The organism is Thaumasiovibrio subtropicus, assembly GCF_019703835.1.
GTDB classification, from domain to species: Bacteria; Pseudomonadota; Gammaproteobacteria; order Enterobacterales; family Vibrionaceae; genus Thaumasiovibrio; species Thaumasiovibrio subtropicus.
This window is the reverse complement of the sequence record NZ_AP023054.1, coordinates 3,540,513-3,567,223: the sequence shown is the minus strand read 5'-3', so window position 1 is coordinate 3,567,223 and position 26,711 is coordinate 3,540,513. Positions and strand designations below refer to the sequence as shown.

The window sequence follows — 26,711 nt, the reverse complement described above, 5'->3', positions numbered from 1 at the left end:
TAAAAATATGATCTAATTGAGGCTGTTACTTCTTCATGAAAAAGACGCTATGGACAGCCTCGATACCATTAATTTCAAAAAGCTTGCTAGCCAACAAAAATCTATTCAGATGAAGATGCGATTGCTCGCATTGGCACACTTTAAAGATGGTCACTCTCGAACCCAAATTGCTAAGTTCCTTAAGGTAAGCAGAACGAGTGTGAATAAGTGGGTACAAACATTCCTTGAAGAAGGGCTTGAAGGGCTGCAAGAGAAACCAAGAACGGGTCGCCCAGCATTCCTCAATACTCAGCAACGTGAACAGCTAAGCCTGTTTATAAAGGCACGTGCCGAAGATTCATCTGGGGAGGTTAACAGGTACTGATATTCATGCTTATATCGTGAAAGAGTTTGGTAAACACTACCACCCAGACTCTATCTACTATTTGCTTAGTCACATGGGCTTCTCTTGGATAACATCACGCTCCAAGCACCCTCGTCAATCCCAGCAAACCCAAGACGATTTTAAAAAAATTCAAAATTGAAACGATCCTTAAGATCCCCGGTCACATGGGGCTTGATAACGTCGATGTCTGGTTTCAAGATGAAGCAAGATTTGGTCAGCAAAACACGACAACTCGACTTTGGGCTAAACGGGGATCAAGACCAAGAGCAGTTAAACAGCAGCAGTTTGAATATGCGTATTTGTTTGGCTCAGTATGTCCCGCTAGAGGTATTGGCGAGGCGCTGGTCGTTCCTTGGGTTAACAAGGACATTATGGTTGAGCACCTTAAGCAGATCTCCGCGGTGACCGAAAAAGGTCGTCACGCAGTGATCATTATGGATGGCGCTGGCTGGCATACAAATGACATTGCAGAACAGTTCAGTAATGTCAGTATCATCAAGCTCCCGCCATATTCACCAGAGCTAAATCCTATAGAACAAGTGTGGAGTTGGCTCAGACAACACTATCTTGCCAATCAGAGTTTTACCGACTACGAAGATATTGTGTCGAAAGTATGCACTGCATGGAATCGATTCTTGAAGCGTGCAGATAGAGTGACCAAAATGTGCACCAGAGACTGGATTAAACTGACCAGTTAATTTTCCAGATTGGTATAAGCCTAAGATCAGACGTCTCCACCGAAAGATCGTTTTTGCTATCTTCCATTTGTATTTACGAAGCCAGAAACTTCGCCTCTTCACTGAAACTCGTTTATCTATTTTACCTTTTATCAAATATCTTCGGTTACAAAAGCAATCGTGGATCTATTTATAAATGTAATGACTAACGTTCGCCTCGATAATTCCGCACCGTTGATCGAGTGCTCATCAAATATGGATATGCAATCAGTTGTTTATTGTGTCTAATATTCTGGGATTTCACTGTTTAAGGATGAGCAATGACTAGGCTTGGCTATCTCTTATTATGCGTTTTATTATTAATGGGGTGTAACTCATCAGAAGAGTCACTGGACCCTTTTGATTACTATCCAATATCAGATCGTTTTGATGTACCAGCGAGTGACTTGCAACCCATTGTAGAATTATTAAGCAAGTATCAGCTTATTGGTTTGGGGGAGGCTTCACATCAAGGTGGAGCTACCTTTGAAACCAAGAGCCGACTTTTAAAGGCGATGCATGATCAGGGAGAGCTTGGTTTTATCGCGATGGAGTCAGGGCTTTATGATGGATTGGTCGCCTGGCAAAACTATCTTACCGGGAAGCAAGCGCTTCAGGATGGCGTCGTCGGGCCTGACGCCAATTTTCACTTTATGTTAAGGCATAGTAATGAGGTTGGTTATCTATTTGAATATGTTAATAGTGTCGATCAGTCCTCGCATCCGCTAATCTTGGTTGGCTATGAATCACGGATAAGCAGCGATCCAGGCTGTAGCGTTATGTATGAGGAATTGGAAACGTACCTGCTCGATAATGGCCTCAAAGCGGATGAGTTGCGGGAAGTAAAGGAGATAGCTCCAATCATGGCCTGCCCCTGGTACACGGGGGTAGACTACACTCTTGCTCTGCATAATCGTCTGTTAGCCGCTTTGCAAGCTGTTGAACCGCGTTTAGTAAAGCAAAAAGCATTGGAGGTGGTCCCGCCTTATGATCCCGAAAACCCAAGAGACTTTCGATCGTATGCGAGCTACTGGCTTCAGCAGGTGAGGAGTATGCAAGCGCATGCTGTTACTAATTTCAATAATGAGGCTTACCATTATGCTGATGCACAATCGGCCGATAACTTGCGCTGGTTGCGTGACGAATGGTTTGGACTCGGTGATACCCAAATGGCAGTATGGGGGCATAATATCCATGCTACTAAGATGCACGGCTCCATGTTTAGTGCTTATTTGAAATTGGAGCCAGAGATCTCGTCATATGCCCTATGGGTGCTAAATTCACATGGATGGAACGCACCACCAATACCGGAGTCGTGGCGATGGGAGAGCGAAAAATTCACTTTTCAGGTAGACAGTAGCCATTTAGCTTCTCGTTTGTACCGAGCAGGCATTCCTAATGCAATCATTGATTTAACAGTATTGGATGGTGCCCACGAACTTCACCGTCCTCAAAATCTAGGATTTATGGTTGCATCACCAAGCTCTGTTGCAGATGGTTTGCTTAACATTCCGGTTGAGCGAGCTGCGACAGCGCGGTAGTTAACTAACAAGAGCCAGCATGGCTTGTAGCAGCGGCTCTGCTGCGCGCTTCTTAAGGCAGCAGAGCCCTAGTTTCATTGGTGAAACCGACGCAACTTTGAGTCGTTCAACTTTATCTTTCACTGGGCTGTTGTCGATGACGACATCAGGTGCTATTCCAATACCGCACCCCAATGCGACCATACTTACTATCGCTTCATGGCCTTCAACTTGCGCATAAATAGCGGGTTTAAGCTTCTGTTGCTTAAACCATTGTTCCGCTCTGTCACGAGCTGTACCTGAATCTGCAACAATAAAGGGCACGTCTCGCCAGCTCGCAGCGGGTTGCTGCAGCTGTTTGCTAAATTGAGTCGAGAGGGTAGGTGCAATGACCGACATAGTTACATCACCTATTGTATTAAATGCCAGTTTACTTGGGATTTGATCTGGCTGTGCAGCAATCGCAATATCTACTTCATCATTGAGCACCCGATCTATCGCGCCTGCAGGATCGCCTGTGGTGAGTTTTATTTCTATCTGCGGGTAATTGAGTCTGAACTGATTTAATACGGTAGGTAGGTGACTGTAGCTTGCGGTCACTGAACAGAACATACGTATTTCACCTTGCAACAAAGTATCATCATCCTGTGTTATCTGCCTGAGGTGCTGCCACTCAGAGAGCATGTTCACTGCTAATGGATACATCTTCTTAGCGACCATCGTGAGTTCGACACTGCGATTGTCACGAATAAACAGTGTTTGGCCCACATCACCTTCTAAGCGTTGAATAATGCGACTTAAAGTCGAAGGACTGACATGATTTTGCTGCGCGGTTTGGTTGAAGCTCTTTGAATCGCAAAGGTGGACAAAGAGTTGTAGGTTTTTTAGATTCATCGTCCTGTTCGGCCTATGTTGCATTTATTGCAAGATGTTGTTGTTAATATATCACTTTAAGCAACGAAAGACCTGCATTAGACTCTGGTTATCGGGTGAAAATACCTACACGGACAATAATTTACGGAGATATGTGAGATGGCCAATTACTTTAATACGTTGAACTTACGTCAACAATTAGCACAGCTAGGTGTATGTCGTTTTATGGATCGTAACGAGTTTGCGACCGAAGCGGATTTCCTCAAAGGCAAGAAAGTGGTCATTGTTGGCTGTGGTGCGCAAGGTTTAAACCAAGGCTTAAACATGCGTGACTCTGGCCTCGATATCTCATATGCATTGCGTCAAGCTGCTATCGATGAGAAACGTCAGTCTTACCATAATGCGGCTGACAATGGCTTTGTCGTGGGTAGTTACGAAGAGCTAATCCCTCAAGCAGACCTAGTCGTTAACCTTACGCCAGACAAACAGCACTCTAATGTTGTTGAGACTGTGATGCCTTTGATGAAGCAAGGCGCGGCTTTAGGTTACTCACATGGCTTTAATATCGTCGAAGTTGGCCAACAGATCCGTGAAGATATTACTGTTGTTATGGTTGCTCCTAAGTGTCCGGGGACTGAAGTGCGTGAAGAGTACAAGCGTGGCTTTGGTGTACCTACACTTATCGCCGTTCACCCTGAGAATGATCCAAAAGGCGAAGGTTTTGAAATTGCGAAAGCATGGGCAGCGGCAACGGGTGGCCATCGCGCGGGTGTTCTAGAGTCTTCATTCGTTGCTGAAGTGAAATCAGACCTTATGGGTGAGCAGACTATCCTTTGTGGTATGTTACAAGCGGGCTCTATCGTTTGTTATGAGAAGATGGTTGCTGAAGGTATTGATGCGGGTTACGCCGGTAAGCTTCTGCAATACGGTTGGGAAACCATCACCGAAGCACTGAAGTTCGGTGGCATCACGCACATGATGGATCGCCTATCTAACCCAGGTAAGCTAAAAGCATTTGAGCTTGCTGAAGAGCTAAAAGAGCTAATGCGCCCGCTATACAACAAGCACATGGATGACATCATTCAAGGTGAATTCTCTGCAACCATGATGGCTGATTGGGCTAATGATGATGTCAACCTATTCAAATGGCGTGAAGAGACTGGTGAAACGGCCTTTGAAAACTACCCTGAGAGTGACGTTGAGATCCCTGAGCAAGAGTACTTTGATAACGGCATCTTGATGGTTGCGATGGTTAAAGCGGGTGTTGAGCTTGCGTTCGAAGCAATGACGGACTCTGGCATTATTGAAGAATCAGCATACTATGAGTCTCTGCATGAATTACCATTGATTGCTAACACGATTGCTCGTAAGCGTCTTTATGAGATGAACGTGGTTATCTCTGATACTGCAGAGTACGGTAACTACTTGTTCGCTAATGTAGCAACACCGCTTCTCCGTGAGAAGTTCATGTCAGATGTCGGTACTGATGTTATCGGTAAAGGCCTAGGTGAGACGAGCAATCAAGTTGATAACAGCACGCTAATTAAAGTCAACGAGGCGATTCGTAACCATCCTGTAGAGTGGATTGGTACAGAACTACGCGGTTACATGACAGATATGAAAGATATCGCCGTAGGCGGTTAAAACTCATACCCTTAAGCACGGTTTGTTAAAAAGCCCGGTATTAATAGTACCGGGCTTTTTCGTCCGCGTGTCTTTGTAAACGCAAGGCGTGTTAGTCGCTTTTCTCTTCTGTTTCTGTCAGCTTTGCTTCTAACTCAGCGAATTTCGCTTCGAGCTCAGTCAGTTTTTGGCGAGTACGCATCAACACTTGGGTTTGTACGTCAAATTCTTCGCGGCTAACCACATCCAACTTGCTCAGCTGTGCTTGGATGACTTGCTTGGCTTTCGTCTCAACATCGTTGCCGAGCTCTTTCACTGGCTGAGGCATTGCATCTTGAATCTGTTTTGCAAGCTGTTCTAATTTTTTCGGGTCGATCATGTCGTCACTCCTTAATCATTCTTGCCATATTGTAAGCAAAGCCTCGATTGATGTCGTGAGGCGTTGATCATTTATTCTAAAAAAGCGCGATGTTCGCTAGGTGATGTTGGGAATCGTTACCTTGCTTTGCTTACGTATCGCATTGTGGTCTAGGTTCAGGGTAAGACTTTGAACTGAGACATCCCTTGGTGATCAGCGTAGACTTTATCGCTCAGGTCACTACAATGCAGACCGAATTGATAGAAAGGTGATAGCGCAATGAAACTTAACCCTAGCCAAGATGAAGCGGTGAAATTTGTCTCGGGCCCTTGCCTTGTCTTAGCAGGTGCTGGTTCAGGCAAAACACGTGTTATCACCAATAAAATTGCTTACTTGGTTCAGCAATGCGGGTATAAACCCCGCAATATTGCCGCGGTCACCTTTACCAACAAAGCGGCGCGTGAGATGAAAGAGCGCGTCGGGCAAACCTTAGGAAAGAAAGAGTCCAAAGGGCTAATGGTGTCGACGTTTCATACCTTGGGGTTGGATATCATCAAGCGAGAATATAAGTTACTTGGCTTGAAAAGTAACTTTTCGTTGTTTGATGACCAAGACCAAATGGCCCTCCTTAAAGAGCTAACGGAAAAGCAGCTCGATAATGACAAAGATCTGCTTAGCCAACTTGTGCACACTATCTCCAATTGGAAAAATGCCATGCTGCTTCCAGAACAGGCAAAAGTGCATGCGCAAGGCGAGAAAGAGCAACTCTTTGCTTTTTGTTATGACATGTATCAAAAGCAGATGAAGGCCTATAACGCCCTCGATTTTGATGATCTGATATTGATGCCAGTGTTGTTAATGCAGTTGCATCCCGAAGTGAAGGAGCGGTGGCAAAATCGCATTCGTTACTTATTGGTCGATGAGTATCAAGATACCAACACCAGCCAGTACTTGTTAGTCAAGCTATTGGTTGGCGAGCGTGCCCGCTTTACTGTGGTTGGGGATGATGACCAGTCGATTTATAGCTGGCGCGGAGCCCAACCTGAGAATCTTGGCTTATTGCAAAAAGATTTTCCTGCGCTAAAGGTGATTAAGCTAGAGCAAAACTATCGCTCGACAAAGCGCATTCTAAAAAGCGCGAATATCTTGATTGCGAACAACCCCCACCTCTTCGAGAAGCGACTCTTTTCAGAACTGGGTGAAGGCGAACCCCTGAAAGTGCTCAAAGCCAATAATGAAGAGCATGAAGCAGAGCGTGTGGTCGGCGAGCTGATTGCCCATCGTTTCATGAATAACCATGATTACAAAGACTATGCCGTTCTTTATCGTGGTAACCACCAGTCACGCTTGATCGAAAAATCCATGATGCAAAACCGCGTGCCCTATAAGATCTCTGGGGGAACGTCCTTTTTCTCGCGTGCAGAGATTAAAGACATCATGGCGTACTTACGCTTATTGACTAACCATGATGATGACAACGCGTTTTTACGTATCGTCAATACACCACGCCGTGAAATTGGTCCTGCTACCCTAGAAAAATTAGGCACCTACGCAAATATGCGAGGTAAGAGCCTATTTGAGGCAAGTTTTGAGCTGGGGTTAGAGCATCATCTCAAAGGGCGCGGGCTCGAATCACTACGAAAATTCACCGAATGGGTGGTGCGTTTAGCTGACAACGCGGAACGCGGTGATACGGTTGCCGCTGTGCGTGCCTTGGTACGAGATATCAACTACGAAGATTGGTTGTACGAAACTTCAGCGAGTCCAAAAGCCGCAGAGATGCGGATGAAAAATGTCTCTGATCTCTATAGTTGGATTGTTGCCGATTTAGAAGGTGACAATTACGACCAAGAAGAGAAAACCTTGAAAGAGGTTGTGCAGCGTTTAACGCTTCGCGACATGATGGAGCGAGGTGAAGAGGATGATGACGCTGATCAGGTGCAGTTGATGACTCTGCACGCATCGAAAGGTTTAGAGTTCCCCTATGTTTATCTGATCGGCATGGAAGAAGGAATTTTGCCTCACCAAGTCAGCATTGATGAAGACAACGTTGAAGAAGAGCGTCGCCTTGCGTATGTGGGTATTACGCGAGCGCAACGCGAGTTGACCTTCACGCTGTGTAAAGAACGGCGTCAATTTGGCGAGCTGATCAAGCCAGAGCCTAGCCGATTCTTAGATGAACTCCCGCAAGATGATCTCCAGTATGAGCGCGATAAGCCGAAAGTGACAGCGGAAGAGCGGATGCAGAAAGGACAGAATACGATTGCTAACCTGCGCGCGAGTCTGTTTAAAAAGTGATGAACTTACGGCGTCGAGAAGTGCAGGTAATCATGTTATTGGTTGTCTTTACTCTCTTACTTGGTGTTTATCGAAAAGAGCCTAATACGTTTGCCATTCACCCTGTTCCTATCGCTACGCATATTGAGCCTTCTGAAGGTGCCTTGTTGATACGTGGTGAAGATGCGCTTGTGTATAGTGGGGGTGGCTATCGAATTTCTTTGAGGTATGTGGTTACGTCACCACCTCAGAGTGTTCTAGAGCTGTTTCGTGAAGTCCATCAATATGAACTAGCTTTAGCTAAGCAAAATGACTTTCAGCATGTTTGGCGAGTTTATTACCAAGAGTCGGCATTGAGTCATAAAGACTGGAAACTCACGGATGATCCTGATGGTTTTATTGATGATTACGATTATTATCCACGTATGGAGCCAAGTGATATTCGTTTGCGGGTAACGCGAAATAGAGAGGGGCTAGTTCAGTATTTTTTTCAGAACACTTTAGAAGGTAGTTGCCAAACAATCCATATCGTTCGAGGAAAAGTCGTCAAGATTTACGGTTGTGATGGTGCAGAAAAAGATAGATTTGAAGCTGCTGTCAATGCAATCTTACGACAAGCCGCAGATGATTCGATGAATTCTAGTGGGCATACGCAAAACAACGCCGGGCAATAGCCCGGCTTTGTTTGATTACACGAGTGGTGAGGTTGCCTGTTCGAGCCATGCTTTATCTTCACCGTCGAGTAGCGGAGAGATTTCATTCCACACTTTTTGGTGATAGTCATTTAACCACGCAATTTCTGCGTCGGTCAGTAGGCTAGGATCAATAAGGCGCTTATCGATAGGCGCACGGGTTAGCGATTCAAACCCTAGTACGGACATATCCCCTGCGGTCTCTACTTCAACCACGAGTTCCAAATTCTCAATGCGAATACCGAAGGCATCGGCGCGGTAGTATCCTGGCTCATTTGATAGCACCATACCCGGCAGTAATGCGATAGGGTTTGCAGGCTTAGCGATACGTGCTGGACCTTCATGGACATTGAGGAAGTGACCGACACCATGGCCAGTGCCATGATCATAGTCGTAGCCATGTGCCCAAAGGTGTTGACGCGCAAGGGCATCAAGTTGGCTCCCTGTTGTACCGTGAGGGAAGCGCGCAGTTGCGAGGTTAATGTGGCCTTTCAAAACCAGCGTAAAGGTTTTCTTGATCTCTTCGCCAGCATTTCCCACGGTGATGGTACGAGTAATATCTGTAGTGCCATCGAGGTACTGACCACCAGAGTCAACCAAGTAAAGGCTATCTTCTACCAATTCACCCGGGTTTTCTTCACTATGACGGTAGTGACACATCGCCGCATTACCCCCCGCCGCAGAGATGGTGTGGAAGCTCATATCGCGCAGTGTGCTATCTTCTTGGCGGAAAGACCAAAGCTTTTCTGCCAACACATGTTCATTCGGGCGCTCACCAGCGGCAAGTACGCGATCAAACCATGCTAGGAATCGAGAGACAGCCGCGCCATCTCGGATATGACTGGCTTTCATGCCGGCAATTTCAGTGCTGTTTTTCGCCGCTTTTGCCAGTAGGCATGGGTCAGCGCTTTCAATTACGGTCGCGCCCGCATCGACTAAGGTGATTTTTGTCCAAGCATTCGCTGTTGCAGGATCAACAAGCACCTTTTGGCCTTGCAGCGCTGCTAAATCGGCTTTTAAATTTGCTGGGGATTTTACTGTTACCCCTTCACCCGCATGTGCGGCGAATTCTGCCGGGAGGCGCTCAGCGTCGATGTAGAAATCCACGTTACCATTGGCAAAGAGAACAGCATGGCAGAGAAGTACTGGCAGACACTCAATGTCTGCACCGCGCACGTTTAAGAGCCAGGCGATGCTGTCTAAACTGGTAATCACGGCAACATCTGCGCCTTGTTGTGATAACTCTGCTCCACGCGCTTGGCGCTTATCAAAGCTCGATTTACCCACGCTTTCAACAGGCATTAGTAGGGCATTTGATAGAGTTGGTACAGGTCGGTCTGTCCATAAGGCGTCAATCGGGTTTTCATCGATGGCAACCAACTCAAGTTTACCTTCAAGTGCGGCTTTTTGAGCATCCCACCAAGCGCCATTGTGAAGGCGAATATCAACGGCAACTTTACTGCCTTGCGCTAAGGTTTGTGCTGCCCAAGCCATCGGTGGCTCATCAATGAGGTGGCGATACTCGAAGAGGTCGGCTGGCGTTTGCTTACGCACTTGCACCGTGTAGCGACCATCGACAAAAATCGCGGCGTTATCGCGAGTAATGACCGCGGCGCCCGCAGAGCCTGTAAAGTCCGTCGCCCAAAGGAGACGTTCATTATGTGCAGGGATGTATTCACCGAGGAATTCATCTTCATGGGGAATAACAATCGCATCGAGGTTTTGTTGAGTTAACCAGTCGCGTAGGGCGGCGACGCGTTCAGTGAGGGTTGCTTGCATCAGTTGTTCCTTCAATCGTTCTTGGTCTTCACGACATTGCGGTTAAAGCTAGCGCGTTTGTAGCCGTGGTGCAATCGTTTACCGCAACTAGTGTTAACAGCTTACTATCCTGTCTCACTAGGCTAACGCCAGTGATTTGTGAGTCTCGGTTTGACTCGCTTGCTTTTGATTATAACTGCTGACTTCGACTAATGATGAGCTCACGGAGCCAATGGTGTCCCGGGTCCTTGTCTCGATCCTCACTCCAGAACAGGGTATAGGCCATGGGGGGTAAATCGTAGGGCAAGGGTAACATGGTCAAATTGAGCTGCTGAGCGATCAAATGCCCAAAGTGGCTAGGGCAGGTAAAGACGAGATCGGTATGGGTGGCGAGTGATGCCGCACTGTTAAAGTCCGCCACACAGATGGCGATATCGCGGAATTTGTTCTCTTCCGCCAGTTTAAAATCAAGCAACCAGCGATCATTGCCATCAACACCGCAACGCGCTTGAACATGGCGCTGGGTTAAATAGGTGTCGAGATGCCACTCTTGCTGTAATACGGGATGTGAGGGGCGTACCAAGCAGCATTGATAATCTCGATAGAGTTCGTGCCACACAATGCCTTTGGGAGGGAGCATGGTGAGCGCCGCATCTTGGGGATGAATATCCTTACCAGTAATACCAAAATCAATTTCGCCGCTTAGCATCTTCTCAAAGGAGTCTCTTGTCCATTGATGAGTATTCAACGTGATTTGTGGCCCCTGTTGAAAAAGCTCGCCAATAAACTGGGGTAAAAGCAATGGATAGATGCTTTCCACTAAGGCCAGATTAAAGCGGCGGTCGCTGAGCTCAGGGTTGAAGACAGCAGGGTGGGTGAGCTTATCGATGTCGCCAATGATGCCTTGTAGCGTTGGCCGTAAACTGCGTGCGCGGCTGGTGGGCTGCAGGCCATGTGAGGTGCGAGTAAAGAGCGGGTCATCAAACCATTCGCGCAACTTAGCCAGGTTCTTACTGACTGCGGATTGACTGAGATGAAGCCGTGCCGCAGCGCGAGTGACATTCTGCTCCTCCAGTAGAATGTGCAAACAGAGCAATAGGTTGAGATCGGCACGTAGCAAAGCGGGAATCGACATTGTGATATTCCTGAATGGAAAAACTGAATTGAATATAAACCATTTCTGTTCATAACACCTCTTCTTCTACACTAGCGAGCAGAAAGTAGAGGAGGGGTGAAATGGGTCGTTCGGCACCACGTAATATAATGATGTTTTTGTTTTTCTTGGTCCTTTTCAGTCCAATGGCCATTGATATTTACTTGCCTGCCCTCCCCGTGATGGCTGCGGAATTTCAAGTGCCAGAAGTGCGGGTTCAAGACACGGTGACATGGTTCATGCTCAGCTTTGGCCTTGGGCAACTGGTGGTAGGACCGCTCGCCGATCGCTATGGTCGTCGACCTATCGCTTTGTTTGGTATTGCTCTGTTTGCGGTGAGCTCTTATTTGGCCGTCATGGTGACAGACTTGAACATGTTGCTCGTTGCGAGGCTGATTCAAGGCATTGCCGCAAGTGCGACATCGGTTGCGGCTTTTGCCTGTGTGCGTGACAGTTTTGGTGCAGAGAAAAGCGGTAAAATGATCAGTTACCTGAACGGGGTGATCTGCTTTATTCCGGCATTAGCACCGATTTTGGGCAGTTATCTCACGATCCATTTAGGTTGGCGCAGCAACTTTACTTTCATGGCGTTGTTTGCCCTACTGGGATTGGTGTATATCGGCTGGGGCTTCCCTGAGACAAAGCCTGAAAATGAAAAGTCGCCTTCGCTGAGCACCATGTTTAGTTGGCAGCGCTACCTTAGCGTATTGCGTAATGGGCAGTTCCTTTTCAATGCATTGCAATGTCTGCTCGCCATGGCGGTGATTTTGGCTTATGTCACCTCTGCTCCTATGTGGTTGATCAACCATCTGGGGCTGAGTATGGAAGCCTTCACCGGCTGGTTTAGTGTCAATGCCGTCTTTAATATTCTTGGCGGATTGTTGGTTGCCCCTATGCTGATGGATCGTTTTGGTACTCGTTTTGCGCTACAAGTGGGTATGACTCTGGTCATTGTTGGCGGTATTTTATTGCTGCAAGGCGGTACGACGCCACTCGCCTTTATGTTGCCACTGTTCATTAATGCGATTGGGTTTGCGATCATCCTTGGCGCTTGTTCTGGCAAAGCGTTAGCCCCGTTCGGTGATAAAGCGGGCACAGCTGCTGCATTGCTTGGTCTATTACAAATGACAGGCGCGGGGGCGCTAGTCGGCATGACCCAGCGGTTGAACTTAGATGCGCCATCACTGCTCACATTTCACATGTTCTTGCTCATCCCAGGATTCCTAATGTTGATGATGAAACTGGGACGACGCTGGCACCCTGTACATAACAGTTAAAAATTACTTACATTGCGAAAGAAGTTTTCGGGAACAGAATCGAACTTTTGCAACCTAACAACGTTAGATTGGCTATCACAAAATTTATTACAAGACGCGAAAAGCGCATGGGTCTCGACAGCCCTGTTCAGACATTGACCTGCCTATGGGCAGGTCTTTTTTTGTCTAAAAACGCGGAGTTTATGACTTGGCAGCGGCCGCCTTACGAGCCAACTTAAGCTGTTGAATGACTAATCCTGCAATGATTAAGACAAGGCCAATGAGGGTTGACGGGTGGATCGTTTCGCCAATGATAGTGGCGAGGAGGAGCAGAGAAATAAACGGAGAAATAAAGACAAGGTTACTGATCCGCGCTGTGTTTTCGGTGTACTTCAATGCATTAATCCACAACACAAAGGTAATCCCCATTTCAAACAGACCGACATAACTGACTGCCGCCCAGCCTTGCCAAGGAATGTTGGGGAACCCGCCTGTTAAAAGACACAGGGTGAGTGATAATGGCAGTGAGAGACTAAAGCTTAAGAGTACACTGATAACGGAATCCGCATCATTTTTGGCATTGAGGATCCAATACGATGCCCATAGTAAGGTTGAAAGGAGCGCTAACCCAACGCCTAGCGGGCTGTCGAAAGACATCTCCAATACATTGCCCTTCGTGGCAATCACCACAACCCCTGAATACCCGAGAAAACAGGCAACCCAGTCCTGCGGGCGAATTTTCTGACCAAGAAAGAGTGCAGCCATTAATGTCAGCGTGATAGCCCAACTGTAATTGATTGGCTGGGCCTGCGAAGCGGGCAGCAAGTGATAGGCTTGAAACAGAACCAAGTAATAAATGAACGGATTAATTGCACCCAAGCAAAGATAATACAACGGCTTACGTTTAAAGGTTGGCATCAATTGGTGAAGTTTTCCCTGTACCGTGGCGATGGTAAGTAATGCCAGTACCGAAACTAGGCTCGCAGCGGTGAGCATCTGCAACGGCGAGAAGTAGTCGAGGGTAATTTTGAATGCGGTTGCCACCGTCGACCAGAGCAATACCGCCCCCAAACCGAAAGCGAGAGCTTTCTTCTCATTTTTCATTCTTACTATCCATCTGCATGTCATTGAAGCGTCAAAGCCCATTATGCCGCGATGATAAGCTTCTCAGCAATGAGTGTGATATGCCGAGCGGAAATTGGCAGCTTGCGTTGTCTCTGACTGGACATTTATCCAGTGCTCACATAGCCTTAGGGCATTAAATTCCTGATATTTAGGACAGAGTCATGATAGCTATCACGGCAGAGAGTTTAGTGTTAGCCGCAAGTTGTTCCACATTGGCGTCTGCGATTGTGGCATGGTTTATTAGTGGTCGCGCTAAGCAACGTGAAGCCTTAATGCAACAGCAGCTAGACGCTCAACAAACGTTAAGTGAAGCCAAACTTACACAGCTACAAACGCAACTTGAAGCGCGACAACACGATCTCGATGAGATGGATGTGACGTGCGATAGGCTCAATAATGAAGCGCGTCAAATGCATGCGCGATTGGCCTCAGCGGCTGAAAAATTGCGTCAATTCGACGCCATTCAGCAAGAGAAGCAGTATTACCGAGAGCAACTCGAGAATGCCCGTGGGGCAAATGCAGGGTTAGAAGGGGATTTGCGCGAGCTTGAAGCGCGCCACAGCGAAGAGCGAAAAGCGCTGCAAGAGAAAGTGGTGTTGTTAGAAAATGCCGAGCAACGTTTACGAGAGCAATTTGAGACACTCGCGAATCAGCTGTTTGAGAAAAAATCGCGCAGTGTGGATGAACAAAACCGCCTCAGTTTGGAAGGGCTGTTAGGGCCGTTGAAGTCGCAACTTGAAGGTTTTCGCCAGCAGATGGATGATAACTTTGGACGGGAAGCCCGCGAACGTCACACCTTGATCCATGAGATTCACCACCTTAAAAAGCTCAATGAGCAGATGGCGCAAGAAGCGATCAACTTAACCCAAGCATTGAAGGGTGACAACAAAGCACAAGGCAATTGGGGTGAGGTGGTCTTAGCGCGGGTACTTGAAAGTTGCGGCTTACGCGAAGGGCATGAGTATCATACGCAAGTCAGTTTGGAGAATGAGCAAGGAAAGCGTTATCAGCCTGATGTGATTGTCGACTTACCGAAAGATAAGCAGGTGGTGGTCGATGCCAAGATGTCGCTGGTGGCCTATGAACGTTACTTCAATGCTGACACGCTCGCGGAGCAAGAGTTAGCGCTGAGCGAACATATTACTTCAGTACGTAGCCATATTCGTGGTTTAAGCCGTAAAGATTATCAAGAGCTTGAAGGTATTCGCTCTCTTGACTACGTATTGCTATTTATCCCGGTTGAGCCTGCATTTCAGGTCGCAGTGGCGGCGGAGCCTCACTTGGTTAAAGAAGCGATGGAGCACAACATCATGTTGGTGAGTCCAACGACGTTAATGGTGGCGTTACGAACGATTGCCAATCTATGGCGTTACGAAAATCAAAATCACAATGCGAAGTTGATCGCCGAACGCGCCGCCAAGCTCTACGACAAGCTGCGCCTATTTGTGAATGACATGGAGCAGGTCGGGCAGAGCTTAGATAAGGCCACCCAAGGCTATCGCGGTGCAATGAATAAGCTAGTGGTTGGTCGCGGTAACGTGATCCGCCAAGCAGAGAGTTTTAAAACCTTAGGTGTGGAAGTGAAGCGGGATATCAGTCCGCAGTTGGTGGCAAATCTGACGCCAGATGACGAGCTGCCCGAATTGCAAAATCACACAGATCAATCGTAGAGCAACTCGCTGTTATCAAGTAAGATAACCTCGTTGTTAAGAGGAGTTAACATGACGGATACCACCCAGGATATCGCACAGGAAACCACCCACTTTGGGTTTGAAACTGTTGCGAAAGAGCAGAAAGTAGAGAAAGTGGCCGAGGTTTTCCACTCGGTAGCAACCAAGTACGACATCATGAATGACTTGATGTCGCTCGGCATTCACCGCGCTTGGAAGCGGTTTACTATCGATTGCAGTGGCGCGCGACCAGGACAGAAAATTCTCGACTTGGGTGGTGGTACTGGTGATCTCACCGCTAAGTTTTCTCGCATCGTGGGTGAAAAAGGCCAAGTGATTTTGGCGGATATCAATGACTCCATGTTGAAGGTGGGGCGTAGCAAGCTGCGTGACTTAGGTATTGTGGGCAATGTGGGCTTCGTGCAGGCGAATGCGGAAGAATTGCCATTCCCTGATGACCACTTTGACTGTATCACCATCAGCTTCTGTTTACGCAACGTCACCGACAAAGAAAAAGCACTGCGCTCTATGTTCCGTGTGTTGAAGCCGGGTGGGCGCTTATTGGTATTGGAATTCTCTAAGCCTGTTCTCGATCCTTTATCGAAAATTTACGACGCTTACTCGTTCCATCTTCTACCGAAAATGGGTGAGTTGGTGGCAGGCGATAGCGAGAGCTACCGTTACCTTGCTGAGTCTATTCGTATGCATCCAGACCAAGAAACCTTGGAAGGCATGATGCAAGACGCGGGCTTTGAGCACACGAATTACTACAATCTGACCGGTGGTATTGTCGCATTGCACCGCGGTTATAAGTTCTGAGTCTGATATGGAATCCTTGCCTCTTCACACTCCATTGAAAGTGTTAGTGAGCGGCGCCATCGAAGTGGCGCTCAATAAGCTGCTAACCGAGGAGAATCGACCTCAACTCAAGCGTATGCAAGGCAAAGTACTGCAAGTCACGCTGAAAGAGTTGTCACTGACGATGACCTATGTGTTCAGTCAACAGATTGATGTACTCGGTGAGTATGAGGGTGAACCTGATTGTCATTTACTGCTTAATATCACCGCATTACCGCAACTGCAGCAGCAGAGCCAAATTACCCGCTTGATCAAAGACGATAAGTTGGATGTCGAAGGGGATTTGGACCTCGCACAGCAGTTCTCGTCGCTGTTAAAGCAATTGAAACCGGATTGGGAAGAGGTGTTATCGACCTATACTGGCGATGTGGTCGCCCATACCTTGGTCAGTGGTAGCAAACGACAAGCTGAGCGCCTCAAGGCGTGGCTAACTGTTCGAGAGCGAGATATTGCCGAAGTGGTGACCGAAGAGTGGCGGCTTGCACCCGGGCCGTTGGAAGTCGCGCACTTTTGTGATCAAGTTGATGACTTACGCAGTGCCCAAGCCCATTTGGAAGCACGGTTTGAACAGTTAAGTGATCGACTGCGGGGTCGCCGATGACCCCCTCAGAACTGAAACGCCTTTATCACATTCAAAAAGTGTTACTGAGCTACGGCTTAGATGACTTATTTCCTGATATTCCTCAAGCCGACAAAGCACGCCTCTTTCGAAAAGGGGTGTTTTGGATTCAAAACTGCCATACAGATAAACCTCTTGGCGAACGGTTACGTCTTGCGTTGCAATCCCTCGGACCTGTCTGGATAAAATTTGGACAGATGATGTCGACGCGTCGCGATCTGTTTCCTCCTCACATCGCTGATCAATTAGCGCTTTTGCAAGACAATGTAGCGTCGTTTGATGGCAACCTAGCCAAAGCGCGCATGGAAGAAGCGTTAGGCGGGCCGCTCGAGCAATGGTTTGATGATTTTGATGTGACACCGCTAGCCTCTGCTTCGATTGCGCAAGTGCATACTGCGACATTGAAAGAGAATGGCCGTGAAGTGGTGCTCAAGGTGATTCGTCCCGATATTTTGCCTGTCATAAAGGCAGATATCCGCCTGATGTATCGACTGGCCAACCTTGTCGCAAAACTGATTCCCGATGCGCGCCGCTTACGTCCCGTAGAAGTCGTGCGTGAGTACGAGAAAACGCTACTTGATGAACTCAATTTAATGCGCGAAGCGGCGAATGCCATTCAGCTCCGTCGTAACTTTGATAATCAGCGTATTCTCTATGTGCCGGAAGTGTTTACTGACTATTGCTCTGAACACTTGATGGTGTCTGAGCGCATTTACGGTATTCAAGTTTCAGATATCGAGGCATTGAAAGCCAACAACACCAATATGAAGTTGTTGGCGGAGCGCGGGGTAGAGGTTTTCTTCACCCAAGTCTTTCGCGACAGTTTTTTCCATGCTGACATGCATCCGGGAAATGTGTTCGTTTCATATGACAACCCGGAAGATCCGCAGTGGATTGGTTTGGACTGTGGCATCGTTGGTACATTGAATCGCGAAGACAAGCGTTACCTTGCTGAGAACTTCCTCGCCTTCTTTAATCGTGATTATCGTCGCGTCGCGCAACTGCATGTGGATTCAGGTTGGGTACCTGCGGATACACATGTTGATGAGTTTGAGTTTGCTATTCGTACGGTTTGCGAACCAATTTTTGCTAAACCTTTGTGCGAGATCTCATTTGGGCATGTATTGCTTAATCTTTTTAACACAGCAAGGCGCTTTAATATGGAAGTGCAGCCACAGTTAGTGCTGTTGCAGAAAACCTTGCTCTATGTTGAAGGATTAGGGCGTCAGCTCTATCCGCAGTTAGATCTTTGGGATACCGCAAAACCGTTTTTAGAAACGTGGATGGCAAAGCAGGTTGGACCGCAAGCCGTGATCGATGCAGTAAAAACAAAAGCGCCTTTTTGGGCTGAGAAACTGCCAGAACTGCCTGAATTACTGTACGAAAGTTTGCAGCAGGGCAAAGCCATGAATCACAAAATGGAAGCGCTATACCAAGATTTTACTGTTCAGAAACAGAGAGCTAATCAGGCTAAGCTACAATTTGGTATGGGAGCGACGTTGATTGTCTGCGCTACCTTGTTTTTTAGTCACGATATTACAAATTTATCAGGATTGTCGGCGGCCGCGGGCGTGCTACTATGGGTGTCCGGTTGGCGAACTTTACGTCGCAATGAAAAACGTTAACGAATAGAGGAAAGCGTCATGGGTGGGATCAGTATTTGGCAATTGTTGATTGTTGCGTTGATCGTGGTTTTAGTATTTGGCACTAAGCGTTTACGTAATGTGGGTGGCGATTTAGGGTCTGCGGTGAAGGGCTTTAAAAATGCGATGAACAGCGAAGACGAAAAAGCGAAAGACGCTGACTTTGGTGAAAGCAGCGATCAAAAAGCAATAGACGAAAAGACGACAGCACACACAGCAACCAGTGCTGAAGAGACCAAGAATAAAGAGCAGGCTTAAGCGTGTTTGATATTGGGTTTTGGGAACTCATTCTGATTTCGGTGGTGGGCCTTGTTGTGCTCGGGCCGGAACGCCTCCCTGTCGCGATACGCAATGTATCGCGTTGGATTCGTGCGGCGCGCTCTATGGCTAATTCGGTACAGGCAGAGTTAGAGCAAGAGCTAAAAATTCAGGAGTTACAGCAGAATCTTAAGAAAGCAGAACAGATGAGCATGCAAGACCTCTCACCTGATTTGCAGCAATCTGTTGATGAGCTGAAACAAGCTGCCGATGACGTACAACGTCCTTATGATAAAGCCCCTGAATCTCCCGCCACTCAAGAACAAAAACAAGTCGATAAACAGGAATAAGCATGACGGTTGATGAATCTCAGCCGCTTATCCAGCATTTAATAGAGCTGCGCAGTCGTATACTGCGTGCGCTTATTGCTGTGTTAGTGGTATTTCTATGCTTGGTTTGGTTTGCCAATGATATTTATGCCTTCATCTCTGCGCCTTTGATTGAGCGCCTGCCAGATGGGGCAACCATGATAGCGACTGATGTCGCTTCACCGCTTTTCACCCCATTAAAATTGACCTTTGTGGCATCGGTGTTTATCGCGGTGCCGATGATTCTTTATCAAGTTTGGGCATTTGTCGCGCCAGGACTCTACAAGCATGAAAAACGTTTGGTGATGCCACTGATGTTTTCCAGCTCGTTGTTGTTCTATAGTGGCGCTGCATTTGCTTACTTCGTTGTTTTTCCGTTGGCGTTTAGCTTTTTCGTTTCTACCACGCCAGAAGGTGTGCAGATGGCGACGGATATCGCCAGCTATCTCGATTTTATCTTAGCGATCTTCATCGCCTTCGGTATCGCGTTTGAAGTGCCTATTGCGATCATATTGCTTTGTTGGACGGGGGCGACTGATCCGCAAAGTCTTGCTAAAAAGCGGCCTTATATCATAGTGGCGAGCTTTGTGATTGGTATGTTGCTGACGCCGCCAGATATGATTTCGCAAACCCTATTGGCTATCCCCATGTGTATTCTGTTTGAGCTTGGATTGTTAGTATCACGTTTCTATCTCCCTAAAGCACAAGCACAACAGGAAAACGAAGGATGATTGATATCGGGGTTAATTTAACCAATAGTCGTTTTGATAAAGACCGAGATCAAGTGGTGGCGAATGCGGTTGCCGCTGGCGTCAGCCACCTAGTACTGACCGGTACCAATATTGAAGAGAGTCAGGCCGCCGCGCAGATGTGTCAACAGTGGCCAGAGGTATGTATTAGTACCGCTGGCGTACATCCTCATGATGCCAAATCGGTGGAGGATCTTCATCTTGGCGAGATTCGTGCGTTAGCGGCCTTACCGCAGGTTAGAGCGATTGGTGAGTGTGGCCTCGATTTTAACCGGGACTTCTCGCCTCGACCGCAACAAGAAGCGGTGTTTGAAGCGCAACTGGCCATCGCAGCCGAGCTTAAACTGCCGGTCTTTATGCATTGCCGAGATGCGTTTGAGCGCTTCTTTGCCATTCTGTCACCCTGGCGGGATAAGCTACCTGCTGCGGTACTGCACTGCTTCACCGGCAACCGTACCGAGCTGCAACAGTGCCTTGCGCTGGATTTACACCTTGGTGTAACCGGTTGGGTGTGCGACGAGCGTCGCGGTACTGAACTGCGAGAGTTGGTCTCTGAAATCCCTGCCCAGCGGTTAATGATTGAGACAGACTGCCCTTATCTCTTACCTCGTGACCTTCGCCCTAAGCCGAAGTCGAGCCGCAATGAACCTAAATACCTACCTCATATTGCGGGCGTAATCGCGCAATGCCGTGGCGAAGACCCGCAGATTTTGCTCAATCAGGTCAACGCGACAAGCCGAGCGTTTTTCGGGTTGTGAGCCTGCAGACTTAAGTTCTGAGTGGTAAGATAAAATTCAGCCTGCCCGCAAAGGATGCTCTCTGGCGTGGGTAATACCATCAATATAAGGAAGTGAACTCCGTGACTGTATCAGTAAATGCCAGTTTCCCTGCGCGTCGTCCGCGCCGCATTCGTAAACATGCTTTTAGTCGTCGTTTAGTTGCTGAGAACCATATTCAGGCCAGCGATCTTATTTATCCTATTTTTATTCTTATGGGCAAAAACCGTCGTGAGCCGGTTGAGTCTATGCCGGGCATTGAGCGTCTCTCCATTGATTTGATGCTGCATGAGGCGGAGTATCTCGCCTCGCTCGGTGTACCAGCGATTGCCCTCTTTCCCGTTGTTACCCAAGACTTTAAGAGTGACTGTGCAACCGAAGCGTACAATCCAGAAGGCTTGGTACAGCGTGCTGTTAAGTTACTGAAAGAGCATGTACCGCAAATGGGGGTGATTACTGACGTTGCGCTTGATCCCTTCACCATTCATGGTCAAGACGGTTTGATTGATGACGAAGGCTATGTGCTCAATGATGAAACCACAGAAGTGTTGATTAAACAGGCGCTCTCTCATGCCGAAGCGGGGGCTGATATCGTTGCGCCTTCAGACATGATGGATGGTCGTATCGGTGCTATCCGCGATGCGTTGGAAGAAGCGGGTCACATTCACACCCAAATCATGGCCTACTCTGCGAAGTATGCGTCGAATTACTATGGCCCGTTCCGCGATGCTGTCGGCTCAGCGGCTAACCTAAAAGGGGCAGATAAGAAAACCTATCAGATGGATCCAGCCAACAGTGACGAGGCGTTGCTTGAGGTCGCATTGGATATCAATGAAGGTGCGGATATGGTGATGGTGAAACCAGGAATGCCTTATTTAGATGTGGTTCGTCGAGTGAAAACGGAACTTCAAGTACCGACATTTGCTTATCAAGTGAGTGGTGAGTTCGCGATGCATAAAGCGGCGATTGCCAATGGCTGGTTGAAAGAACGAGAAACCGTGATGGAGTCCTTGTTGTGTTTCAAGCGCGCAGGTGCTGATGGCATTTTGACCTATTTTGCGAAAGATGTTGCAGAGTGGCTAGCGCAAGATGCGGCTGAACTGGGTTCTAACCTAAAAAGAGACGGCGAAGCCTCATAGCGAATGGCGAAGTGACGATAAAAAAGACCACCGCTGAGGTGGTCTTTTTTGTGGGCTCTCATGCATGGCATCTAGCAACCATGTTGAGCTCAAGCGTTGCTGAGTGAGAGGCAAAGCCCAGCATCACTTTGACGTGTTGCCTCTAAGCAAAGATCGGCTGCAAGCAAAGGGTGTGCGTCTCGCCATTGTGCTGGCAGATTAAGACGCCATTGTTGCGAATCATTTTCTAATTGATAGCTAAGTAAGGCTTCCGGCTGTCTGCGATGACATAAAATAATCGCCAAACGCAGAATACGCAGTAGGGTATTTGCGCCATTTTCACTGATCGCTTGCTGATCCAACCGCTTAGGCAGGGTACCTGTGCTGCGTTCGATAATCGCAGCAATCAGGTACTTCTGGGCGCGGGTAAAGCCGGGCAGTTCTAGGCTTTTCAAAAGATACGCACTGTGTGAGCTTGCCTGTTTAAAACCTAGGCTGATGCCGATTTCGTGCATGGCGCAACAGGCGTGAAGGAGTGGTGCAATTTCCGCACTCTCTTCTGCATCGAGAGAAAGCTGACCCAGCAAGGTATTGGCGACTAACGCAACAAGGCTGGCTTGGGCGGTATCTAGCTGAAAACGGGCTTGAACGCTGGTTAGTGTGCGCTGGCAGATATCATCTTGGCGCAACCCTGCCATCATCTCGTAAGCAAGGCCTTCTCGCAGTGCTCCGCCAGCCAGTGTCATTGACTCAATACCAAAGCTTTCAAAAATCGCAATTAAGATCGATAGCCCACTAGGGAAAACCAAGGCACGCTCGAGCGTTAGCCCTTCAATATCAAGCTCTTCTAACTGCTCGTAGTGCATGGCCTGTGCTTGCATGCGTTTGAGCTTTTTCAGGGTGATGGTTTCACTCATCCCCTGTGCCAGCATAATCTCTTGTAACGCTTGTACGGTACCACTGGCACCAACACACACATCCCAGCCAAGTGCGAGGTATTGTGCTTTTATTGGCGCTAAAACAGCTTTTGCGGCATTAATTGCCGCATCAAAGTTTGCTTGAGTAAGGCTACGATCGGCAAAGTACTGTTCTAGCCAAGTGACGCAGCCCATATGCAGACTTTGTAGCGCTTTGGCATCAAATTGACTACCAATGATCATCTCAGTACTGGCACCGCCAATATCGACCACCAAGCGACGACCACTGCCGCCGGAGGTGTGAGCAACACCTTGATAGATAATGCGTGCTTCTTCTTCGCCGGGAATGACCTCAACCGTATGACCCAAAATTGCTGCGGCTTTATCCAAAAAATGTTTGGCGTTGATGGCGCGACGCAGTGCTGCTGTGCCCACAATACGAATATGGGTCGGCTCGATATCTTGCAAGCGCTCAGCAAATAAAGACAAGCAGTCCCAACCTCGCTGCATCGCTTCTTGGCTTAGATTATTCTCGCTATCTAATCCAGCGGCTAAGCGCACTTTGCGTTTAATTTTTGCCAATGTTTGCACACTGCCCGCATTATTGCGGATCAGCCACATGTGGAAACTGTTCGAGCCTAAATCAATGGCGGCATAAATGGGTGATACGGTTTTCGTCATAACTTACGCCTGCTTTGCGTGGCGACGACGGGGACGAGGACGTGATTGTCCTTGACGCTGGCCACCTTGGTTGCGTTTGTTTGACGAGTGGCGCTCACGACGCTCAATAGGCAATGGCGCAGGAAGATCACGCAGTAGTCCCTCTGAGTGATAGTTAGTCAGTGGAATCGCATGCTCAATGTATTCTTCTATCGCTGGCAGGTTGATTGCATATTCTTCACAAGCAAAGCTGATGGAGTGACCACTTGCGCCTGCACGGCCAGTTCGACCAATACGGTGAACATAGTCTTCCGCATCGTCAGGGAGGTCATAGTTGAAGACATGAGTTACTTGCGGGATGTGCAAGCCACGTGCTGCTACATCTGTCGCAACCAGAATATCGACTTTACCTTCAGTAAATTCTTTCAGGATGCGCTCGCGTTTTTTCTGCGGTACATCGCCAGTCAGTAAGCCAACGCGATGCTCATCCGCTGCGAGATGCGCCCAAATCTGCTCACAACGCATCTTTGTGTTAGCGAAGATGATTGCGCGCTCTGGCCAATCATGCTCGATAAGCGTTTGCAGTAGGGCCATTTTCTCATCGTTAGAAGGCTGGAAAAGCTCTTCTTGGATGCGGTGTCCGGTTTTTTGCTCAGGCTCAACAATGACGCTTTCTGGGTTGTTCATGTGTTCGAAAGCCAACTCTTTGACGCGGTAAGAGAGGGTGGCAGAGAACAGCATGTTACAACGGTCAGCAGGCGCTGGCATACGACGGAACAAGAAGCGGATATCTTTAATAAAGCCAAGATCGAACATGCGATCAGCTTCATCAAGTACGACCGCTTGGATGTTACGTAGGTCAATGACGCCGCGTTTGTAAAAATCGATGATGCGACCACAAGTACCAATTAAGATATCAACACCACCTTTTAGGCGTTGTTCTTGTTTATCGATTGGGTCACCACCGTACGCAAGACCAACCGATAGACCTGTCGACGTCATTAGCGGCTTCGCATCATTGAAGATTTGAATCGCTAACTCACGGGTTGGCGCAAGAATAATTGCACGCGGTTGATTTTGACGGTGGCCTTCTGATTTTGGCGTTACCATCAAATGGTTAAAGGTTGCAGTGAGGAAAGCAATGGTCTTTCCTGTACCCGTTTGGGCTTGTCCTGCAATGTCTCGGCCAGCAAGCACGACTGGCATTGCCAAGGCTTGAATCGGAGTACAATGCGTGTACCCTACGGATTCAAGACCAGCTAAAACTTCGTCGTGTAAACCGAAGTCGGCAAATTTATGCTCTGTGATATGAGTCGTTTTCATGGCTATAGAATATCAGCTTAGGGTTGCAATACGAAACTGAATCAATTCAAATAGAGTATCGTTTTGCTGATTTGTTAAAATCAGCACTCTAATGTCAACCTCACGGAGTGGAAGATGAGCGACAAGATCGTGCAGCTGAGTGACGAAAGCTTTGAAGAAGAAGTGATTAAGGCTGCGGGCCCAGTTCTTGTAGATTTTTGGGCAGAATGGTGTGGTCCTTGTAAAATGATTGCCCCTATTCTGGATGAGATTGCAGAAGAATATGAAGGCAAGCTGACCATCGGTAAGCTAAATATCGACAACAACGCAGGTACGCCACCGAAATTTGGTATTCGTGGTATCCCAACGCTGTTGTTGTTTAAAGATGGCGCAGTTGCGGCAACTAAAGTAGGTGCTTTGTCTAAGACTCAACTTAAAGAGTTCCTAGACGCGAACCTATAATCGCTTGATTTGCAAACCGTGCACGCCCTAACTGCGCGGTTTGTCTCTCTTTCTTTGCTAGACGTACGATAACTTTAGTGCTAAGTTATTGCACGTAAATTATACTATTGTTCATACCTTGACCAGTTCCAGCGGTCATCTACTCATTTTTTGATTGCACAGAACCCCGATTTTGACAAAAAAGAAACCCACCAATATGAATCTTACAGAACTTAAGAACCGTCCTGTCTCTGAGCTTGTGACGCTTGGCGAAGGCATGGGATTAGAGAATCTGGCACGTCTACGTAAACAAGACATTATCTTTGCTATCTTGAAGCAACACGCAAAAAGTGGCGAAGACATCTTTGGCGACGGGGTTCTAGAAATCCTCCAGGATGGATTTGGTTTCCTACGAAGTGCAGACAGCTCTTATCTTGCTGGCCCGGATGATATTTATGTATCACCAAGTCAGATCCGCCGTTTCAATCTGCGCACCGGTGACACCATTGCTGGAAAGATTCGTCCACCAAAAGATGGCGAACGTTACTTTGCCCTTTTGAAGGTGAATGAAGTTAACCATGACCGCCCAGATAACGCCCGCAATAAAATCCTTTTTGAAAACCTAACACCTCTGCACGCCAACGAACGTATGGTGATGGAGCGTGGTAACGGTTCAACTGAGGACATCACTGCACGTATTCTGGATTTAGCATCACCGATTGGTAAAGGTCAGCGTGGTCTGATTGTTGCTCCGCCAAAAGCGGGTAAAACCATGTTGCTTCAGAACATTGCTCAGAGCATCGCGTTTAACCACCCAGACTGTGAGCTCATGGTGTTGCTGATCGATGAGCGTCCGGAAGAAGTGACCGAGATGCAACGTTTGGTGAAAGGCGAAGTGATTGCTTCTACTTTTGATGAGCCAGCTAACCGCCACGTTCAAGTTGCCGAGATGGTGATTGAGAAAGCGAAGCGTCTGGTTGAACACAAGAAAGATGTGGTTATCTTGCTTGATTCTATTACGCGTCTAGCACGTGCTTACAATACCGTTGTGCCTTCTTCAGGTAAGGTACTCACCGGTGGTGTGGATGCACACGCACTGCATCGTCCAAAACGTTTCTTTGGTGCCGCACGTAATGTAGAAGAGGGTGGTAGTTTGACTATCATCGCGACTGCGCTTGTCGATACTGGCTCTAAGATGGATGAAGTTATCTACGAAGAGTTTAAAGGTACGGGTAACATGGAACTGCACCTTTCTCGTAAGATTGCTGAGAAGCGCGTATTCCCTGCGATTGACTTCAACCGCTCAGGTACACGTCGTGAAGAGTTGCTGACCAAGTCAGATGAGCTGCAGAAGATGTGGATCCTACGTAAGATTGTTCACCCAATGGGTGAGATTGACGCGATGGAGTTCCTGATCAACAAGTTGGCAATGAGCAAAACCAACAACGAATTCTTTGACGCGATGCGTCGTCAATAAGCAATTCTTAGCTCACGAGCAAAGCCTCGAGGGTCATAGGTGATGAATTTGTGACTAATTGATTAACCTTGTCGTTATCATTAGGGAAAATTCTCGCTATACTGAAAAGCGTCGATTTT

23 protein-coding genes and 1 pseudogene are annotated in these 26,711 nt (G+C 47.7%); 17 read left to right on the top strand and 7 right to left on the bottom strand.

The features are described 5' to 3' along the window. Positions 1–49 precede the first annotated feature (49 nt). A pseudogene (locus tag TSUB_RS16030) lies at positions 50–1,083 on the top strand (IS630 family transposase). Positions 1,084–1,382: 299 nt separating this feature from the next. Then, complete coding sequence (locus TSUB_RS16025; RefSeq protein ID WP_087024735.1) at positions 1,383–2,642, top strand: TraB/GumN family protein; 1,260 nt, start codon at positions 1,383–1,385, stop codon at positions 2,640–2,642. On the opposite strand, the gene ilvY is transcribed toward TSUB_RS16025, so the two are convergent. Beyond that, positions 2,643–3,515 (bottom strand): HTH-type transcriptional activator IlvY, encoded by an 873-nt coding sequence (ilvY, locus tag TSUB_RS16020; protein WP_087024733.1) that lies wholly within the window; start codon positions 3,513–3,515, stop codon positions 2,643–2,645. A 138-nt stretch (positions 3,516–3,653) separates the two neighbouring features. On the opposite strand from ilvY, the gene ilvC reads away from it, so the two are divergent. Beyond that, positions 3,654–5,138: a ketol-acid reductoisomerase gene (gene ilvC / locus TSUB_RS16015; protein WP_087024731.1), complete on the top strand. Its 1,485-nt coding sequence runs from the start codon at positions 3,654–3,656 to the stop codon at positions 5,136–5,138. A 91-nt stretch (positions 5,139–5,229) separates the two neighbouring features. Here the strand turns inward: ilvC and ubiK are convergent, their stop codons facing one another. Beyond that, a complete protein-coding gene (ubiK, locus tag TSUB_RS16010) occupies positions 5,230–5,496 on the bottom strand; it encodes a ubiquinone biosynthesis accessory factor UbiK (protein ID WP_087024729.1) in 267 nt (88 codons plus the stop codon). Positions 5,497–5,754: 258 nt separating this feature from the next. Here ubiK and rep point away from each other — a divergent pair, with 258 nt between their 5' ends. Both rep and TSUB_RS16000 read left to right on the top strand, forming a co-directional pair. After that, positions 5,755–7,773: a DNA helicase Rep gene (gene rep / locus TSUB_RS16005; protein WP_087024727.1), complete on the top strand. Its 2,019-nt coding sequence runs from the start codon at positions 5,755–5,757 to the stop codon at positions 7,771–7,773. A gap of 32 nt (positions 7,774–7,805) precedes the next feature. Continuing rightward, on the top strand, positions 7,806–8,426 hold the full coding sequence (locus tag TSUB_RS16000) for a hypothetical protein (RefSeq protein WP_159065004.1): 621 nt from the start codon (positions 7,806–7,808) through the stop codon (positions 8,424–8,426). 15 nt (positions 8,427–8,441) lie between these two features. Here the strand turns inward: TSUB_RS16000 and TSUB_RS15995 are convergent, their stop codons facing one another. After that, positions 8,442–10,223: an aminopeptidase P family protein gene (locus tag TSUB_RS15995; protein WP_087024724.1), complete on the bottom strand. Its 1,782-nt coding sequence runs from the start codon at positions 10,221–10,223 to the stop codon at positions 8,442–8,444. 169 nt (positions 10,224–10,392) lie between these two features. Further along, a complete protein-coding gene (locus tag TSUB_RS15990; RefSeq protein ID WP_087024722.1) occupies positions 10,393–11,337 on the bottom strand; it encodes a LysR family transcriptional regulator in 945 nt (314 codons plus the stop codon). Between the two features lie 101 nt (positions 11,338–11,438). Here TSUB_RS15990 and TSUB_RS15985 point away from each other — a divergent pair, with 101 nt between their 5' ends. Further along, positions 11,439–12,632 (top strand): multidrug effflux MFS transporter, encoded by a 1,194-nt coding sequence (locus TSUB_RS15985; protein ID WP_087024720.1) that lies wholly within the window; start codon positions 11,439–11,441, stop codon positions 12,630–12,632. Positions 12,633–12,812: 180 nt separating this feature from the next. On the opposite strand, the gene TSUB_RS15980 is transcribed toward TSUB_RS15985, so the two are convergent. After that, complete coding sequence (locus TSUB_RS15980) at positions 12,813–13,715, bottom strand: DMT family transporter (RefSeq protein ID WP_087024718.1); 903 nt, start codon at positions 13,713–13,715, stop codon at positions 12,813–12,815. 182 nt (positions 13,716–13,897) lie between these two features. Between TSUB_RS15980 and rmuC the strand changes: the two genes are divergently transcribed. From rmuC to hemB, 9 genes are all read left to right on the top strand, one after another. Further along, a complete protein-coding gene (gene rmuC / locus TSUB_RS15975; protein WP_087024717.1) occupies positions 13,898–15,406 on the top strand; it encodes a DNA recombination protein RmuC in 1,509 nt (502 codons plus the stop codon). Between the two features lie 51 nt (positions 15,407–15,457). Continuing rightward, the gene (gene ubiE, locus TSUB_RS15970; RefSeq protein ID WP_087024715.1) at positions 15,458–16,225 is read left to right on the top strand and encodes a bifunctional demethylmenaquinone methyltransferase/2-methoxy-6-polyprenyl-1,4-benzoquinol methylase UbiE; all 768 of its coding nucleotides are present in this window, start codon (positions 15,458–15,460) and stop codon (positions 16,223–16,225) included. Between the two features lie 7 nt (positions 16,226–16,232). Beyond that, entirely contained in the window at positions 16,233–16,865 is a 633-nt protein-coding gene (locus tag TSUB_RS15965) for a ubiquinone biosynthesis accessory factor UbiJ (RefSeq protein WP_087024713.1), read from the top strand. Beyond that, positions 16,862–18,508: a ubiquinone biosynthesis regulatory protein kinase UbiB gene (gene ubiB, locus TSUB_RS15960; RefSeq protein ID WP_087024711.1), complete on the top strand. Its 1,647-nt coding sequence runs from the start codon at positions 16,862–16,864 to the stop codon at positions 18,506–18,508. The genes TSUB_RS15965 and ubiB overlap by 4 nt, the downstream gene beginning before the upstream one ends. Positions 18,509–18,526: 18 nt before the next feature. After that, positions 18,527–18,784, top strand: coding sequence for a Sec-independent protein translocase subunit TatA (gene tatA, locus TSUB_RS15955; protein ID WP_087024709.1), 258 nt, complete (start codon positions 18,527–18,529; stop codon positions 18,782–18,784). 2 nt (positions 18,785–18,786) lie between these two features. After that, positions 18,787–19,134: a Sec-independent protein translocase protein TatB gene (gene tatB, locus TSUB_RS15950; RefSeq protein WP_087024707.1), complete on the top strand. Its 348-nt coding sequence runs from the start codon at positions 18,787–18,789 to the stop codon at positions 19,132–19,134. A gap of 2 nt (positions 19,135–19,136) precedes the next feature. Then, a complete protein-coding gene (tatC, locus tag TSUB_RS15945; protein ID WP_087024705.1) occupies positions 19,137–19,883 on the top strand; it encodes a twin-arginine translocase subunit TatC in 747 nt (248 codons plus the stop codon). After that, positions 19,880–20,659, top strand: coding sequence for a 3'-5' ssDNA/RNA exonuclease TatD (gene tatD / locus TSUB_RS15940; RefSeq protein ID WP_087024703.1), 780 nt, complete (start codon positions 19,880–19,882; stop codon positions 20,657–20,659). The genes tatC and tatD overlap by 4 nt, the downstream gene beginning before the upstream one ends. 101 nt (positions 20,660–20,760) lie before the next feature. Further along, positions 20,761–21,816, top strand: a complete 1,056-nt coding sequence (gene hemB, locus TSUB_RS15935; RefSeq protein ID WP_087024701.1) for a porphobilinogen synthase — start codon at positions 20,761–20,763, stop codon at positions 21,814–21,816. Between the two features lie 89 nt (positions 21,817–21,905). On the opposite strand, the gene gppA is transcribed toward hemB, so the two are convergent. Beyond that, the gene (gene gppA / locus TSUB_RS15930; protein ID WP_087024698.1) at positions 21,906–23,393 is read right to left on the bottom strand and encodes a guanosine-5'-triphosphate,3'-diphosphate diphosphatase; all 1,488 of its coding nucleotides are present in this window, start codon (positions 23,391–23,393) and stop codon (positions 21,906–21,908) included. A 3-nt stretch (positions 23,394–23,396) separates the two neighbouring features. Continuing rightward, positions 23,397–24,695 (bottom strand): ATP-dependent RNA helicase RhlB, encoded by a 1,299-nt coding sequence (rhlB, locus tag TSUB_RS15925; RefSeq protein WP_087024696.1) that lies wholly within the window; start codon positions 24,693–24,695, stop codon positions 23,397–23,399. A gap of 114 nt (positions 24,696–24,809) precedes the next feature. Between rhlB and trxA the strand changes: the two genes are divergently transcribed. Both trxA and rho read left to right on the top strand, forming a co-directional pair. Continuing rightward, positions 24,810–25,136 (top strand): thioredoxin TrxA, encoded by a 327-nt coding sequence (gene trxA / locus TSUB_RS15920; protein WP_087024694.1) that lies wholly within the window; start codon positions 24,810–24,812, stop codon positions 25,134–25,136. Between the two features lie 196 nt (positions 25,137–25,332). After that, entirely contained in the window at positions 25,333–26,592 is a 1,260-nt protein-coding gene (gene rho / locus TSUB_RS15915; protein ID WP_087024692.1) for a transcription termination factor Rho, read from the top strand. Positions 26,593–26,711 lie beyond the last annotated feature (119 nt).